The organism is Oceanobacillus piezotolerans, assembly GCF_003665065.1.
GTDB classification, from domain to species: domain Bacteria; phylum Bacillota; class Bacilli; order Bacillales; family Amphibacillaceae; genus Oceanobacillus; species Oceanobacillus piezotolerans.
Window position 1 is genome coordinate 122,378 of record NZ_RCHR01000007.1, and the last position, 14,983, is coordinate 137,360.

Here is a 14,983-nt window from a genome sequence, read left to right on the forward strand (position 1 = left end):
ACATTCTTTTTTCAACGTAAATGGTTTAGAATGAAAGTAAGCTTTTTCAAGATTGGCAGTTATTGTAAAAGGATGGTACGGTTATGACGGAAGAGAATATAACTAGGTTACATATAAACGAAAAGGAAATCATATTGATAGGAACGGCACACGTATCTAAAGATAGCGCGGAGCAGGTAAAGCGAGTGATTGAGTCAGAGAATCCAGATGCCGTTTGTATCGAACTGGATGAACAACGCTATAAATCGATAACAGACGGAAACAAGTGGAAGGACATGGATATTTTTAAGGTCATTAAGGAAAAGAAAGCAACCTTATTATTAATGAACCTCGCCATTTCCTCGTTCCAGAAGCGGATGGCCAGTCAGTTTGGCATTAATGCTGGACAAGAAATGATTCAAGGGATTGAGTCAGCAAAAGAGATAGACGCAGAGCTTGTACTTGCTGATAGAAATATCCAAATTACCTTCTCAAGAATATGGGGAAACTTAGGCTTGAAGGGGAAAACCTTGCTGCTTACGCAGATTGTTGCCAGTATCTTTAGCAAAGAGACCATTACAGAAGAAGAATTAGAAAAAATGAAGCAGCAGGATACAATCAATGCGATGCTTCAGGAGTTTACAGAGCATTTTCCTAGATTGAAGAAGCCATTAATAGATGAACGTGATCAATACTTATCGCAAAAAATTAAAAATGCACCGGGAGATAAGGTAGTTGCAGTATTAGGCGCGGCACATGTTCCAGGTATAACGAAGCAAATCCAAAAGGATCATGATTTGAAGGCATTGACTAAATTGCCGAAGAAATCGAATACACCTAAGATTATTGGTTGGTCCATACCGATTCTTATTTTAGCCATGATTGCATATACATTTATTACAAATCCATCAGTGGGAATGCAGCAAGCGTTATCCTGGCTATTCTGGCATGGTGGTTTATCTGCACTTGGAACGCTTCTTGCCTTCGGACATCCATTGGCTGTGCTGACTTCACTTGTTGCGGCACCTATTACATCATTAAATCCCTTGCTTGCTTCAGGCTGGTTTGCAGGGATTGTACAGGCTTATTTCAGCAGACCTACTGTTCGAGACTTTGAAACGATTGCAGAGGATGTTACCAGTGTGAAGGGTTTCTGGGGGAATAAGGTAACAAGAGTACTCTTAGTTGTAATGCTTTCGAATCTTGGCAGCTCGATTGGTACCTTTATTGGGGGAGCAGATGTCATCCGCCTGTTTATTTCTAATTTCTTCTAAGACATCAAGAGTCAGACAAAAGGGTTTGACTCTATTTGATTTTGGAAACGATAACATATAGAAAGTCTAAACCCTTTAATATAGATAGAAAGTAAATTATAATAAGGGAAATCATTATCAGCTATTTATCTGAATCAGGGAGGAACGCTTGTGATCATTGCGATCATTTTTTTACTATTTGTATCTTTTTTCTTTTCTCTGAGTGAAACGGCACTAACCGCCACGAACAAAATGAAACTGCAAACGAGAGCAAAAAATGACGATAAGAAATCAGAGAGATTATTTGAGCTTATCTCTAACCCAAGTAAGTATAGTACTTCTATTTTAATTGGGAAAAAAATAGCTAATATTTTGCTTGCTACATTGGCTACGATGATGGCCATAGCTTACGAATTTAATGTTGCTGTGGCAATTGCCATTTTGACCGTTATCATTATTATTTTTTCGGAGGTAGTGCCAAAGTCAACTGCAGCTGCATTGCCAGATAAGATTGCCTATGTGGTATACCCTATTATACGTGCTGTGGTTGTGGTACTAAAGCCGATTACTATTATGGTTAATGCTTTAATCGGATTCATTACTAAATCATTATCAAAGGGACAAGTAGATACGGTATCTATTTCAAAAGAGGAATTCCGTGCGATGATTGATATTGCCGATTTAGAAGGGACGTTTGAGAAGGATGAATCCTTTCGTATCAAAGGGGTACTAGATTTTGAGGATTTAAATGTAAAGGATGTATTGAAAACGCCCAGGGTAGAGATTGTGTCTTTGCCGAGTACTGCAAACTATGAAGAAGTACGGGATATTGTCATCGATAGTCCGTTTACAAGATACCCAGTTTTTGAAGAAGATATAGATAATATCGTTGGTGTCTTTCACTCGAAGTATTTAATTCATTGGTCAACAGAGCCGGAAACGTCCCTGAAGTCATTTAGTGATACAGATCCGTTAATTGTCTATGAATTTCATTCCCTTGAGTGGGTCTTTCGTAAAATGACGAAAGAGAAGAAGCACATGGCGATTGTGCTGGATGAATATGGTGGGACAGAAGGAATTCTGACCCACGAGGACGTGATTGAGGCGATGATTGGTCTTGATATTGAGGATGAAATGGACGTCGATATTGATCCTATGGTAGAGAAATTAACAGAAACGGAAATTATTTGTGACGGGAAAATCACCTTACATAGATTAAATACCATTTTCCATACCGAGATTCCCGAGGAAGAGGACGTCCTCGCTGGGTATTTATTAAAGGAGTTTAATGATTTTCCAGAAGAGGGAGCAGTTATCGAACGCATTGACCTGACTTTTCGGGTAGTAGAAATGGAAGATAGATCGATTCGGAAGGTACAAATTATTAAATAAAGGATGGTACGCCTCACCTATTGGTAGGGTTTATTGTTATTCGAAGGAGTTTGCTGCAATGAAAATTACAATCGTATCTGTTGGTAAGTTAAAGGAAAAGTATTTAAAACAAGGAATTCAAGAATACTTAAAACGTTTATCTGCTTATGCCAAGGTAGACATAGTGGAGGTTGCCGATGAAAAGGCACCAGAAAACATGAGCGAAGCGGAAATGGAAGAGGTAAAACGCAAGGAAGGCGAGCGCATTTTATCCCATATCGGCCCCGATACATATGTGATAACACTTGAAATCAATGGGAAAATGCTGAGTTCTGAACAGCTTGCGAAGAAGATGGACGAGCTGGCGACATATGGGAAGAGTAAGATCGCTTTTGTGATTGGTGGATCGCTTGGGATTAGTGATGAAGTTATGAAACGCAGCGATATGGCTTTGTCTTTTTCTAAGATGACGTTTCCTCATCAATTGATGCGGTTGGTTTTGTTAGAGCAGGTTTATCGGGGGTTTCGGATTAATAGGGGGGAACCTTATCATAAGTAAATGAGGTTTTATATTACTATTAAAGCTTTTCCATACCACAGATAGATGAGAATAATTTTTCAAAGGGGAGATATTTATGAGTAGGATAGACATATATAAAAAGCCCATCTTATTGCGCACTTTGGTTACTTTTGAAGATGAAGATATAGATGGAGATTATACAACATATTCAGATATTAAAAATAACATACAAATAAATACAGAAAAATATAAGGAAGATCCTGAGTTTTATGAGATTGTCAGAGAAATGATTTTTGATATTGATAAAAAAGGCAGGCCTTTTCTCCATATAATCTGTTATACGTTTAATAGCTCCTATAATAGTCTTGAAGTCACTGCTTTAATGACAACTTCAGTTGAAGATTCAAAGGGAGAAATAGATAAAGCTATACTATATAATTTAGCTATGTCAATCATTTATAATATACCTGTTTTTCCTAATAGCAATAGCATTGAACAAGAGCTTATTGAATATTACAATCAGTTATTTGAATATGGTTTCGAATTATTAGATGAAAATGATGAACTAAAAACTTATAAACTTACAAATTCTCTTATTCCAAATTTCGAAAAAGAAGAATTCGATTTTGAGAATAATCCATTACCAAGGATTTATTCATTTAGTGAAGTTAATATTTATAAAAATAAATTAATGGAGAAATTAAAGCAACTTGATAATGCCCAATATGTTATAAATAATTTGAAAGAAGCTATTAATAAACTATCATTGCTACTAAATGGTTCTGTGAGAAACGAGAATAGTCTTCAGGAGATTTTGACAAATTATCCGATTTTATTCGGTACTGAATATATTGAAGTGTTAGATAAACATAGTTTTGGTTCAGAATACGAAGCAGATTATGTTTTAAAAAGATATAATGGTCTTTATGATGTTGTTGAAATTGAAGCAAGCACATTAAATATTTATACTAAACAAGGTAATCCATCTAGCCAACTGGTGCATGCAGAGCAACAAATAATGGATTGGTTAGAGTGGATTGAACATAATAGTTCATACGCACGAGAAAAAATTAAGAAATTATACTCACCAAAGGGCTATGTTGTCATTGGAAGGTCGAATACTTTAACAGAAAATAATAAAGAAAAACTAAGAAGAAGAAATTTAGTTTTTAGAGATAAAATCGAAATAATTACATATGACGACTTATTAGATAACGCTAGATTATTATTAGATTTTTTAAGTGGCAATAAAAAGGAAAATGATTAAAGATTTATTGGACCTAATGTCATAATATATTTCAGTGTATTGTAGCAATAGACAAAGGAGTTAGAACTTCGACTGTAAAGGATGGACATGAGCTCTTCGAGGGAGAAATTGATAATACTCCAGATAAAGTGTTTCAATATCGCTTACGAATTTTGATTGAGCAATATCTAATTGTATAAATAATGAAAAATCCCATTTAGACACAATACGGAGAACCGTACCATAAGTAAATAGGTTTTTTATAAACAATCTCATTTAGAACGAATCAGATTGCTTTGTTTTTTGAATTAGTGTTAATCTTTAGTTTCTCCTCATATATTTATATACCAAAATGATTTGATTAAGGAGGAGAATTCTATAAAGGAAAAGGTATTTATTACTCATAAAAATCCAGATAGAAAATACGAAGGACTAATTACATATGGAGATAGAGATATTTTGTTGCCTAAAGATGCACTTATTTCTATAACCTTAGGTGAAAAATTTTCCGTATGGAGAACCATTGTTAATGGTATTGTTAGTCAATTTGTAATGAAACAAATGAAAAAATCACCCAAATTACTTTATGCTGAAATGAAGGGTAATATAAAGGAAGGCTACGGACTTACCATGACAGTATGGGAGTCTAATTCAATGAAGCAATTTAGAGATAATGGTGCACACAAATTTGCAATGCGATTTTTTAGCTGGATTTTTTATCGTGGAAATGCCCATGCTTACTTTTTATCATACAAAAATAATGGTTCTATACCAACAAGCGCCGAAGCCTTTGACTTAGTAAAAAAGTATGGGAGATTTTATGACAATGGAAATTTAATTCGGCATAGTAGGGCTCCAAAATTTAATGTAGAGGTTTAAATACGTTCGTAATTATAATTGCTTGATACTAGGAAATTAATAAATTGAAAATCCCTACTTTACTATTTTAAAGATACTTTGTTTCCACATTTAATTTACTGAAGCCCTGCAGTTAGAAGGTTTGGGCTTTTTTTATATAAAATTATCTTCCTTAAAATTCAAAAATAGAGTGTTTTTTTAGGTTGAAATCTCACTTAGATTCGTTACGGTGAACCTTTGTTGTATGAATGGTTGTATTTGCTTTTGCAGCGAATTGAAATCCTCCACATGAATTTTTGCTTACTTTAATATTTCTTCTCTACTAAAAAACGGGCCGCTAATTGTTATTCACTTATCTATACTCATTTAGAGTCATTTAAACTCCGAAAGTCATTTTCATAGCTCTCTTAGTTAATAGCTAAATGATTTAGAACCATTAAAGGAATTCAAACATAATATAACCAATAACTACGAATACTTTATTGTAAAGTTAGGGATGAACAAAATTGAATTGTAAAGGAACCATCAATCAGTTTCAGTTAAGCCAAATATCTGTAAATACGATTGATACTGCCTCTGGGATTTTCATAGGTACTAATTATGCCCAGAATTGGTCCTCGCACAGAAAAAATAATTATGGTTTTGGGTCGGTAAGTCATTCGCAAGTTATAAACAATACTAGTTACGTAATTGATGAGGATTGGATAGATACCCCAATCGAAAATAACCCCTCCATTTTATTGGATAGAAATAGTGAGGGAAGCCAAAATGAAATTGATATTGGTGAAGTCAATGTGAATGTTTTAGATACATGTGCTGCCGTTTCGGTAGGGGAAAATGACTTAAATGCATGGAGTGCTCACAGTAAGCGTAACGCTGGCCAAGGAAGATTTGCTGGGCAAATAAAAAATACACAAAACTCTTCTCTTATTTTGGATGATGACGCAATAGACAGTCAAATGAATGATTTTAAAGGGCTATTCTAAAACAAAAAGGAGGAGGATTTATGTGGCTGTTGCTTTTACATTAGGCGCAATCAATATAAATTCTATAAATACCAATGCAGTCGTTACGGTAGGGGAAAATCAATTACCGGCATGGGCTGCCCATAGGAAGGTGAATAATGGGATTGGTTTCTTTGCAGGAAATGTATTAAATGCGGGGAATTTTGCTTCTACTGTAGATCCTGACGGTGTGGACGGAATGATGAATAACCAAAATATTTCTCCAAGTGTTCAAGGTCAAGCTCTTTAATGATAGGGCTTGATTTCTTTTTGGGAAACAACAGAATGAAAGTCACCAGTTCTATAGTAAATTCCTAAGCATAAGAAACTATTAGATACATATAGTTAAATAAAGACTTAAAAATGATGAAAAAAGAATACCGGTCCATTCATGAGGGAGGTCGTAAATGAGTTGGTAAAGCCTCATTTTCACTCTAATATAAAAAAGACGTTAGGAAAGGACTTCAACACACTATTATATGAAATTTCCCCCTATATGGAACCTAGGATGGATATCTACGAATCAGATGTTCATTTGATTATTTCTTTAGATTTGGCTGGAGCACGTAAAGAGGATCTCTCTTTGAGATGGATTAACAACATTCTGGTAATTGAGGGGCTGATTCGTAATGAATATACAGAAGCTTATTATAAGAATATTCAAAACGAACGGTTTTATGGTTCTTTTAAAAGAGAGATTTTAATTTCTAAGAACTGTGAAAAAGAACATATACAGGCCAATTTTATAAATGGAATTTTATCGATTATAATTCCTCTTTATAGGGAAAAAATAGGGATGCAAGATGAAGGAGATTACTCATGACTTCAATAAAGTATGGATTTTTAAAAATCGAGCAATTAACAACTTCATCTGGATTATTTATCGGAACAAACATACATAAAGGCAGAAAAAGCCAAACCTCTATCAACGAAGGGTTTGGAACGATAAAAGGAAAACAAAATAAAATTAGGGACAATACCGCGATGATAAAGAAAAATCTTAAAAGGAATTAGAATGATGGATTCCGAAAATATGAACAATAAACTTGAAGAGTTGGTTCAAAAAATCAATCTTCTTGAAAAATCGATTCTTAAACAAAGTAATCCACCGATTATTATAAATGTGGATGTTAAGGACCTTCATCTCAACGAATTAACTTTGGAGGAATTATCCTTTCATCTTGATCAGCTTGATATAAAGGAAATTAGCGGAATGTTAAATCTCGGAAATAACTTTTCTCCCCGTGTCCATCCAAAATCAAAACCAAAACGTAAACACCCACCTACCCAAGAGAAACCAGAACAAAAAGAGGAGGAAAAAAACAATTTGAATGAGATTCAAGTCAAGATCAATGATAAACCGGTGCCATTTACAATAACTAAGGGAAAGGAGGGGTAAATTTGAAACGATTTTCCCCGTCTTTTTTTATTGGCAATATCTCCATTGGAACAGTTGAAGGAGCCTCTTGTGTAAACTTTGGAAATAATCTTCCAAGTGGTTTTGTGAATTATAAAAAACATAATCAAGGATTTGGGTCCATTTCCGGTGACAATAATGATATTTATGATATATTAGCGACTTTAGAAGAAAAGGATATTCATGATACGTTCCATTACGATGGGGTTGAAGACGAAACATACTCGCATATATTGGAAAAAATTGAAAACGAGATGCTGAACACAGAAGTAGAAATTGATGGACAAGAAGAGTCGTTAGATATGAATGATGATTTTAATGACGATGCCCCCTCAAACTAAGGATAGATGAAGGTACAAGTTAAAAGGTATCATGTATCACTCTGACCTTGTGCAGGTATACCTTTTGAACTTAGTCCCATAGGTACGGAGGGGCTTGATATACCCGTTAAGTTAGTTGAAATCGTGATTAGCAGACCGGGGCTGACAACTCTGCTGCTGATGGTTTAGTAATACTTAGGCTGTTTTTCAAAGATTTCTTCTTTGAAGAACGGCTTCTTTTAGTTTTTTTAGAATGACAGTATAAAAGCCTTTGAGTAACAGAAACCTAATGGAAAAGGTTCCTCTGAAAGGAAAAATAATATATGAAAAAAAAGAAAACAACTCAAAACAAAACATCCTTGATTTGGAAAATGGCTATTGCATCTGCTGTTTCTTGGGAAGTAGCAAAACTAGTGGGCTCTGACCACCCATATTTAGCACCTCTATCTGTGATATTATGTTTGCAAACTACCTTAGATCAGTCGATACGATTTTCTTTTCATCGTATTGTGGGTACTGCAATTGGGGTCCTTTTAACTGCCTATCTTGTTAGTCACTTACATATGAATGGTTGGATATTGGGTCTGTTACTGTTAGGTGGGACTTATATTGCAAAGTGGCTAAGATTACATGAAACAGTTTTACATCAAGTAGCCCTCACCATTTTATTAGTATTTACGTTTGAAAGAAAATCTGAAGATTATGCACTAGATCGGATAATCGATACGATTATTGGAGTAATCATTGCTATTCTGGTTCATATGTTAATTTTTCCGCCAGACTTTACAAAAAAGGCAGCGGAATCTTTTCAAAAATTAGCTCATCAGCTTTCTGAAATACTTTTAGAACTTTCCCAATGGGTTGAATTAGAGTGGGAACAAGGAAAAGGGGGCATATTGGAAGGGAAAACGAACAATCTCCTAGAAGAGTTACATACGACAAAAGAAATGTTACAAACGGCCTCCAAGAGCTTAAAATTCAACCCAATCAGTAAAAAGCATAGAATCATACTGTCAAGATATCAAATAGAGATGCAAAAGATGAGTGCAGGATATGAGTATATATCAAATATAGTGAAAACGTTAAAAGAATGGGAAAAAACAGGGACTTTATCTTCCAGCGATAAATTGGAGTTGGGCAATGATTTGAAAGTTTTGAGTAAATTTTTTGGTAATTTAGAAGGAATCCAGCAGGGTGTTATAAACAATTGGATAGAGGATGAACAGGAGAAGTTATTGGAATCTCTTCATTCCAAAATGCTGTTGTATCCACCGCCTAGTCATAAGGTCTATAGAGACTTTTTTTATTTAGAGACAACGGAATTGCTGAAAAAATTATAATATTTTTTTTGAAAAGAGAATATGGATATATAGATGTAAATAGTTAGGTAAAAGTGGAGGAATAAACATGGAGGACATACATCAAGTTTTGGATATCGTCGCCAAATCTAGGAATGAAAAAGTACTGGCTACCATCATTAAAGTAGAGGGGTCCGCTTATAAGAAAGAAGGGGCCTCCATGTTAATTTTAGAGGACAAAACAAGAGTTGGAATGTTATCTGCGGGTTGTCTGGAAGAAGATCTTGTTGAAAGGGCTGAGCAAGTTTGGGCTACAGGAGAGCCGTTGATTGTTCACTTTGATATGAGTGAGGAGGACGATTTATCCTGGGGACAGGGAGTTGGCTGTAATGGTGTTCTGACGGTTTTACTCGAGCCTGTAAACGGGGAATTAGAAAAAAATCTTAGGAAAGTAAAGAAATATTTAGATTTAAAAAAGTCTGTTACTCGAATCAAACGATTCACTGAAATGTTAGAGCCAAGGGAAGATATGTATATAGTTGAAGACGGCACAGTTTTTGGAACAGGGGATTTTTTGGAACAAAGCTGTATTCAAAAACTGAGAAATAAGAATCCCCTTTATAATACGGAAAAGGGAATCAAGAAGGGTGAACATACATCTGATTTATTTTTTATCCACCAGATGGTACCAAAACCTTGTTTATATGTCTTTGGTGCAGGGGGAGATGCTAAGCCATTAGTTTCTTTGGCAGCTAGCATAGGCTTTCATGTGACGGTGATTGACTGGCGTCCTGCTTTATGTCATAACGGCAATTTCCCTAAAGCCAACCATTTGATTGTAGGAGTACTGGAAGAAGTAATGGAGAGTCTAAACATTACGCAAAGAGATTTTATAGTCATTATGACACACAGTTTTCAAAGAGATCAGTTTATTTTACATAAATTAAAAGATGTAAATGTATTTTATAAAGGTGTATTAGGCCCTAGAAGGCGAACGGAACGACTATTCGCTGGGGCTAAGATTCCAGAGGATATTCATTCCCCCATTGGACTTTCCATAGGGGCACAAGGCCCTGAGGAAATTGCTATAAGTATTATTGGCGAGATGATTAAAAAAATGCGGCAACAAAGGTCAACCTCATGAAAACAGTAGCCATTTACCTGGCAGCAGGTACAAGCAGACGAATGGGGGTGGATAAGCGAAATTTACTTCTTAATGGAGTTTCCCTAGGAAGTATTGCTCTTAAAAATGCCCTGTTATCTAAATTAGATCATATTTTCGTTATAACTAGAAAGGGAGATTCATTACATTGGCTTTCGAGTTTCTTCTTTTCTTATCCCATGTCAAATAATTGGATTCAGATAGAATGTGAGCAAGCGAGTAAAGGCCAAAGCCACTCCATACAATGTGGTTTAAAAAGAGCAATAGATTATGAAGCTGATGCCGTTATCATTCTCCTTGCAGATCAGCCATTTGTCACCACAGACATCATCAATACGTTAATTGAATCCTATCAAAAGGATCCCCACTATTCATTTATAGCTGCTGACAATCAACAACTTCCTATGCCCCCTATCTTATTCTCTAATCAGAGTTTTCCAGTATTACATCAGTTAAAGGGAGATCAAGGCGCTCGGTATGTAATACGTGAAAGTATAATAAACAAGGGAAAAATGATCAACTTTCAAGACCCTTTGCTTTTTTATGACGTAGATACAGTTGAAGATTATACTTTACTACTGAAAAATATAGGGGAGTGAATGAGTTGGAGTATATCGGGAAAAGCGTTATTCGAAAAGAGGCCTTTGAAAAAGTAACAGGTAAGGCGAAATATACAAATGATTTTCAAGAAACCGGTACTTTACACGCAAAAATGTTGATTAGTCCATATGCTCATGCCAATATTGCTTCTATTGACTTTTCAGAAGCTTGGAAGATTCCTGGAGTGAAAGCAATATTGGGTGATGAACCTTTTCCGCTTGTAGGTGAAGAAATTAAAGACAGGTCGCCGATTGCTTATAAAAGAGTTAGATACCATGGTGAGCCAGTTGCTGTTGTTGTTGCCGAAGATCCAATTACAGCTAAAAAGGCAGTGGATGCCATCAAGGTGTCCTATGAATCTCTCCCCGTCGTAAATTCCCCCCGTGAGGCATTTCAAGAGAACGCTGTCCTTGTCCATGAAAATTTGGACCGCTATGAGAAGCGGGAGGGTGTATATCCAGTTCCTAAGACGAATATCGCAAATCTAGATAAAATTAGGAAAGGAAATATGGAAGACGGGTTTAGGGAAAGTGATGTAGTAGCAGAGTTCCAAATTTCCTTTAATCCTTCTGATCATGCTGCTATGGAAACAAGATGCTCGATTGCTGAAATTCGAGCGGATGGGGAGGTTATCATTACCACATCCTCTCAAGCTCCTTTTGCCATTAAAAAATTAATGGAGTGGTATTTTGGCATAGAACCTGGAAAGGTTATTGTCAAAACACCTTTAGTAGGAGGGGCATACGGGGGGAAAGCAGCAGTTCAGTTGGAGGTTATTGCCTATTTGGCATCAAAAGCTGTTGCAGGTCAGCCTGTAAAATTATTTAATTCGAGAGAAGAGGATATGATCACATCTCCTGTTCATATAGGATTGGATGCGAGTATAAAATTAGGAGCAACAAAGGATGGATTCTTAAAGGCGGCAGAAATTCAGTTTTTATTTGATGGTGGAGCATACTCTGATAAAGGAGTTGACATCAGTCGAGCTGGAGCGGTTGATTGTACGGGTCCATACGCAATCGATCATATATGGTGTGATTCATATTGTATGTATACGAATCATCCATATGCCAGTGCATATAGAGGCTATAGTCATGCTGAAGTTTTATTTGCCTTTGAGCGAACGATGGATGTATTGGCAGAAAAGCTAAACATGGATCCGTTAGAACTCCGCTATAAAAATGCCATTCGCCCTGGAGATACAACACCTACTCAAGTTCTTCTCAGTTCAAGTACGGTCGGAAATGTACCAAAGTGTATTGAAAGATTGAAAGAATTAATGAATTGGGCTGAGGGGCAAAGAATGGAAATCGATGATCGAAAGATACGGGCTAAGGGGATTAGTTGTATTTGGAAAACTTCAACATTTGATACAAATGCAACATCTGGAGTTATTTTAACCTTTAATCCAGACGGAAGCATTAATTTGATGTCTGGGGTAGTGGAAATTGGAACAGGGACAAAAACAGTATTAGCCCAGATCTTAGCAGAACGTATGAAAATGGATATAAGTAAAATCCACGTAAAAATGCTTGTAGATACACAAACAACACCTGAGCATTGGAAAACGGTAGGAAGTAGAGGAACGTTAATGGGAGGAAGAGCTGTACTAAATGCAGCGGATGAAGCCATTCGAAAGCTTAAAGAAGTGGCATCATGTGTGTTAAGAGTCCCTGTTGAGGAATTAGAAGTTGCTGATGGAAAGGTTTACTTTTTAGATAATCCGAACGTATTTGTTGAAATCAAAGACATTGCTTATGGATATACATTTCCAAATGGAAATACCATTGGTGGCCAAATTATTGCGAGTGGCAACTACACATTAACCCGGATGACTCATTTAGACCGGGAAACAGGAAAAGGAAAGCCAGGACCCGAGTGGGCTGTAGGTGCTCAGGGAATTGAAGTTGAGTTAGATAAACGGGATTATACGTATCGAATTATAAAAGCTTATTCTGTTGTGGATATAGGAACTGTATTGAATGAAAAAGCTGCAAGGGGTCAAGTGATGGGGGCAATGAGTATGGGTATTGCATTTGGAGGAAGAGAAACCTTTGTATTTGATCCATATGGAAGAGTATTAAATCCTCAACTTAGAACCTACAGACCCCTTCACTATGGAGAGCAGCCTGAATATATTATTGAATTTATTGAAACTCCACATATTATTGCGCCTTATGGGGCACGTGGTGGTGGGGAACATGGACTGTTGGGGATGCCAGCAGCATTAGGAAATTGCCTTTCTGCAGCTTTAGGAGTTCAATTGAAGCATCTTCCTCTTATTCCTGAATTATTATGGAGGGCGCAAGAGGGGTGGAAAGATGATATCGTTTGATTTTGAATATTTTAAACCGAAGACAATTCAAGAAACAATCCATTTATTTCACTCACTTGTGACCAAAAAGAAAACACCATTGTATTATTCTGGCGGCACAGAAATTATAACGTTAGGAAGGTTGAATTTAGTATATACGGATGCAGTTATTGATATTAACGCACTTCCAGAATATCATACCATCCGTTTTTCCGAAGGTTATCTAGTAATTGGAGCAGGTGTGTCATTAACAAAAGTGGAGGAAGAAAATCCTTTTCCTTTATTAAGTAAAACAGTAAGTGAAATTGCGGATCGGACGGCTCGAAATAAAATTAGCCTGGGTGGAAATATTTGTGGGGACATCTTTTACCGTGAGGCAGTCCTGCCGTTGTTAATTTCTGATAGTTTGCTAGGGATTGCCGAGATAGATGGGCTTCATTACTATCCTATAAATAAAGTATTTAACAGGGAAATACAGTTACAAAAAGGGGATTTTTTATTTAATATCCTTATAGATCAAACGTATTTAGACTTGCCATTTGTAAGTATGAAAAGAAGACAACAGTGGAATGTTGGATATCCATTGGTGACAATTTGTGCACTAAAAAAAGATGAAGAAGTTAGAATGGCCTTTAGTGGCGTATGTCCATTTCCTTTTCGTTCTGTGGAAATGGAGGATGTGTTTAACGATAAAAGCTACTCATTAGAAGATAGAGTACGCAGGTCTTTACAGTATTTACCCAAGCCTGTTCTTAATGATGTAGAAGGCTCAAGTGAATATCGAATATTTGTCTTACAACATACAATCTTAGATGCCTTACAGAAATTAGAAGGAGGTCCAAATGTCTAATCCTATTACATTAAATATAAATGGTAAGAAAAGACAGATTACTGTCAGACCAGCCGCTACTTTGTTAGATACCCTTCGCCTTCGTCTTGGATTAACTGGTTCGAAGCCAGGTTGCTTAAATGGTGATTGTGGTGCCTGTACAGTATTAATGGATGGGGTACCGATGAAATCTTGCTTAATGCTTGCAGTAGAAGGAGAAGGAAAGGAAATTACTACAATTGAAGGACTTATAAATACGCCAATTCAAAAGGCCTTTATTGAAAAATTTGCGTTTCAATGTGGTTATTGTACACCAGGTTTTCTAATGAATTGTCATGCTTTAGTTTATACGGAGCCGAATGCCAGTGATGAAAGAATAAAAGATTGGCTGGAGTCCAATATTTGCAGATGTACTGGCTATAGGGAAATTGAAGAAGCAGTTATATCTGTCTTAAATACAGTGAAAGGGACTCATTAGCCCACTTTAAAGATGCTTCCCATTCATGATGTTCGGTCCAAGTGAAACAAAAATGGCACAGAAAACGGGTGAATATGTCTACAAAGATTACTACTTTGCTTTCTTCGATATCTATAAAGATTCAATTTTAGGAATGTGGAAATAGAAAAGAATTTATTATTTATAAAGGGATGATTACCATTTTTGGTGGCCATCTCTTTTTGCTTCGGTTCTTCGTCAAATAAGGCTGATGAGAACATCTTACACCGAGAGATTCAATTTCCAAATATCATAGTAACAATGCTAATCATATGAATAAAAGTTATTTTTATTCCGTCATATTTCATTATATTTT

The 14,983-nt window shown here is 36.1% G+C and carries 17 protein-coding genes; all 17 read left to right on the forward strand.

The genetic code is table 11. From position 1 onward, the window contains the following. Positions 1–83: 83 nt before the first annotated feature. The 17 genes from D8M04_RS17015 to D8M04_RS17095 all read left to right on the forward strand — a co-directional run bounded on the left by D8M04_RS17015 (position 84) and on the right by D8M04_RS17095 (position 14,649). Positions 84–1,253, forward strand: a complete 1,170-nt coding sequence (locus D8M04_RS17015; RefSeq protein WP_121524610.1) for a TraB/GumN family protein — start codon at positions 84–86, stop codon at positions 1,251–1,253. Between the two features lie 150 nt (positions 1,254–1,403). Continuing rightward, the gene (locus D8M04_RS17020; RefSeq protein WP_121524611.1) at positions 1,404–2,624 is read left to right on the forward strand and encodes a hemolysin family protein; all 1,221 of its coding nucleotides are present in this window, start codon (positions 1,404–1,406) and stop codon (positions 2,622–2,624) included. A 58-nt stretch (positions 2,625–2,682) separates the two neighbouring features. After that, a complete protein-coding gene (gene rlmH, locus D8M04_RS17025) occupies positions 2,683–3,162 on the forward strand; it encodes a 23S rRNA (pseudouridine(1915)-N(3))-methyltransferase RlmH (RefSeq protein ID WP_121524612.1) in 480 nt (159 codons plus the stop codon). 76 nt (positions 3,163–3,238) lie between these two features. Then, positions 3,239–4,390: a Shedu anti-phage system protein SduA domain-containing protein gene (locus tag D8M04_RS17030; RefSeq protein WP_121524613.1), complete on the forward strand. Its 1,152-nt coding sequence runs from the start codon at positions 3,239–3,241 to the stop codon at positions 4,388–4,390. Positions 4,391–4,831: 441 nt separating this feature from the next. After that, entirely contained in the window at positions 4,832–5,248 is a 417-nt protein-coding gene (locus D8M04_RS17035; RefSeq protein ID WP_147436824.1) for a hypothetical protein, read from the forward strand. Positions 5,249–5,733: 485 nt separating this feature from the next. Next, on the forward strand, positions 5,734–6,213 hold the full coding sequence (locus tag D8M04_RS17040) for a hypothetical protein (RefSeq protein ID WP_121524615.1): 480 nt from the start codon (positions 5,734–5,736) through the stop codon (positions 6,211–6,213). A gap of 22 nt (positions 6,214–6,235) precedes the next feature. Beyond that, positions 6,236–6,481, forward strand: coding sequence for a hypothetical protein (locus D8M04_RS17045; protein WP_121524616.1), 246 nt, complete (start codon positions 6,236–6,238; stop codon positions 6,479–6,481). Between the two features lie 162 nt (positions 6,482–6,643). Then, positions 6,644–7,054 (forward strand): Hsp20/alpha crystallin family protein, encoded by a 411-nt coding sequence (locus D8M04_RS17050; RefSeq protein WP_158595147.1) that lies wholly within the window; start codon positions 6,644–6,646, stop codon positions 7,052–7,054. Then, positions 7,051–7,245 (forward strand): hypothetical protein, encoded by a 195-nt coding sequence (locus tag D8M04_RS17055; protein ID WP_121524618.1) that lies wholly within the window; start codon positions 7,051–7,053, stop codon positions 7,243–7,245. Before D8M04_RS17050 ends, D8M04_RS17055 begins: the two co-directional genes overlap by 4 nt. A 4-nt stretch (positions 7,246–7,249) precedes the next feature. After that, the gene (locus D8M04_RS17060; protein ID WP_222928599.1) at positions 7,250–7,630 is read left to right on the forward strand and encodes a hypothetical protein; all 381 of its coding nucleotides are present in this window, start codon (positions 7,250–7,252) and stop codon (positions 7,628–7,630) included. Positions 7,631–7,632: 2 nt separating this feature from the next. Next, complete coding sequence (locus D8M04_RS17065; protein WP_246001315.1) at positions 7,633–7,989, forward strand: hypothetical protein; 357 nt, start codon at positions 7,633–7,635, stop codon at positions 7,987–7,989. A 302-nt stretch (positions 7,990–8,291) separates the two neighbouring features. Further along, positions 8,292–9,308: an FUSC family protein gene (locus tag D8M04_RS17070; RefSeq protein WP_121524620.1), complete on the forward strand. Its 1,017-nt coding sequence runs from the start codon at positions 8,292–8,294 to the stop codon at positions 9,306–9,308. 67 nt (positions 9,309–9,375) lie between these two features. Further along, positions 9,376–10,410, forward strand: a complete 1,035-nt coding sequence (locus D8M04_RS17075; protein ID WP_121524621.1) for an XdhC family protein — start codon at positions 9,376–9,378, stop codon at positions 10,408–10,410. Further along, complete coding sequence (locus D8M04_RS17080) at positions 10,407–11,027, forward strand: NTP transferase domain-containing protein (protein WP_121524622.1); 621 nt, start codon at positions 10,407–10,409, stop codon at positions 11,025–11,027. Before D8M04_RS17075 ends, D8M04_RS17080 begins: the two co-directional genes overlap by 4 nt. Positions 11,028–11,032: 5 nt before the next feature. Continuing rightward, positions 11,033–13,363, forward strand: coding sequence for a xanthine dehydrogenase family protein molybdopterin-binding subunit (locus tag D8M04_RS17085; protein WP_121524623.1), 2,331 nt, complete (start codon positions 11,033–11,035; stop codon positions 13,361–13,363). Continuing rightward, entirely contained in the window at positions 13,350–14,192 is an 843-nt protein-coding gene (locus D8M04_RS17090) for an FAD binding domain-containing protein (RefSeq protein WP_121524624.1), read from the forward strand. Before D8M04_RS17085 ends, D8M04_RS17090 begins: the two co-directional genes overlap by 14 nt. Beyond that, entirely contained in the window at positions 14,185–14,649 is a 465-nt protein-coding gene (locus tag D8M04_RS17095) for a (2Fe-2S)-binding protein (protein ID WP_121524625.1), read from the forward strand. The genes D8M04_RS17090 and D8M04_RS17095 overlap by 8 nt, the downstream gene beginning before the upstream one ends. Positions 14,650–14,983: the final 334 nt, after the last annotated feature.

What these genes read in the sequence shown, in the direction of transcription:
- D8M04_RS17080 (WP_121524622.1), top strand. Translation starts at nt 10,407, where the DNA reads ATGAAAACAGTAGCCATTTACCTGGCAGCAGGTACAAGCAGACGAATG.
- rlmH (WP_121524612.1), top strand. Translation starts at nt 2,683, where the DNA reads ATGAAAATTACAATCGTATCTGTTGGTAAGTTAAAGGAAAAGTATTTA.
- D8M04_RS17015 (WP_121524610.1), top strand. Translation starts at nt 84, where the DNA reads ATGACGGAAGAGAATATAACTAGGTTACATATAAACGAAAAGGAAATC.
- D8M04_RS17060 (WP_222928599.1), top strand. Translation starts at nt 7,250, where the DNA reads ATGGATTCCGAAAATATGAACAATAAACTTGAAGAGTTGGTTCAAAAA.
- D8M04_RS17095 (WP_121524625.1), top strand. Translation starts at nt 14,185, where the DNA reads ATGTCTAATCCTATTACATTAAATATAAATGGTAAGAAAAGACAGATT.
- D8M04_RS17030 (WP_121524613.1), top strand. Translation starts at nt 3,239, where the DNA reads ATGAGTAGGATAGACATATATAAAAAGCCCATCTTATTGCGCACTTTG.
- D8M04_RS17070 (WP_121524620.1), top strand. Translation starts at nt 8,292, where the DNA reads ATGAAAAAAAAGAAAACAACTCAAAACAAAACATCCTTGATTTGGAAA.
- D8M04_RS17055 (WP_121524618.1), top strand. Translation starts at nt 7,051, where the DNA reads ATGACTTCAATAAAGTATGGATTTTTAAAAATCGAGCAATTAACAACT.
- D8M04_RS17090 (WP_121524624.1), top strand. Translation starts at nt 13,350, where the DNA reads ATGATATCGTTTGATTTTGAATATTTTAAACCGAAGACAATTCAAGAA.
- D8M04_RS17075 (WP_121524621.1), top strand. Translation starts at nt 9,376, where the DNA reads ATGGAGGACATACATCAAGTTTTGGATATCGTCGCCAAATCTAGGAAT.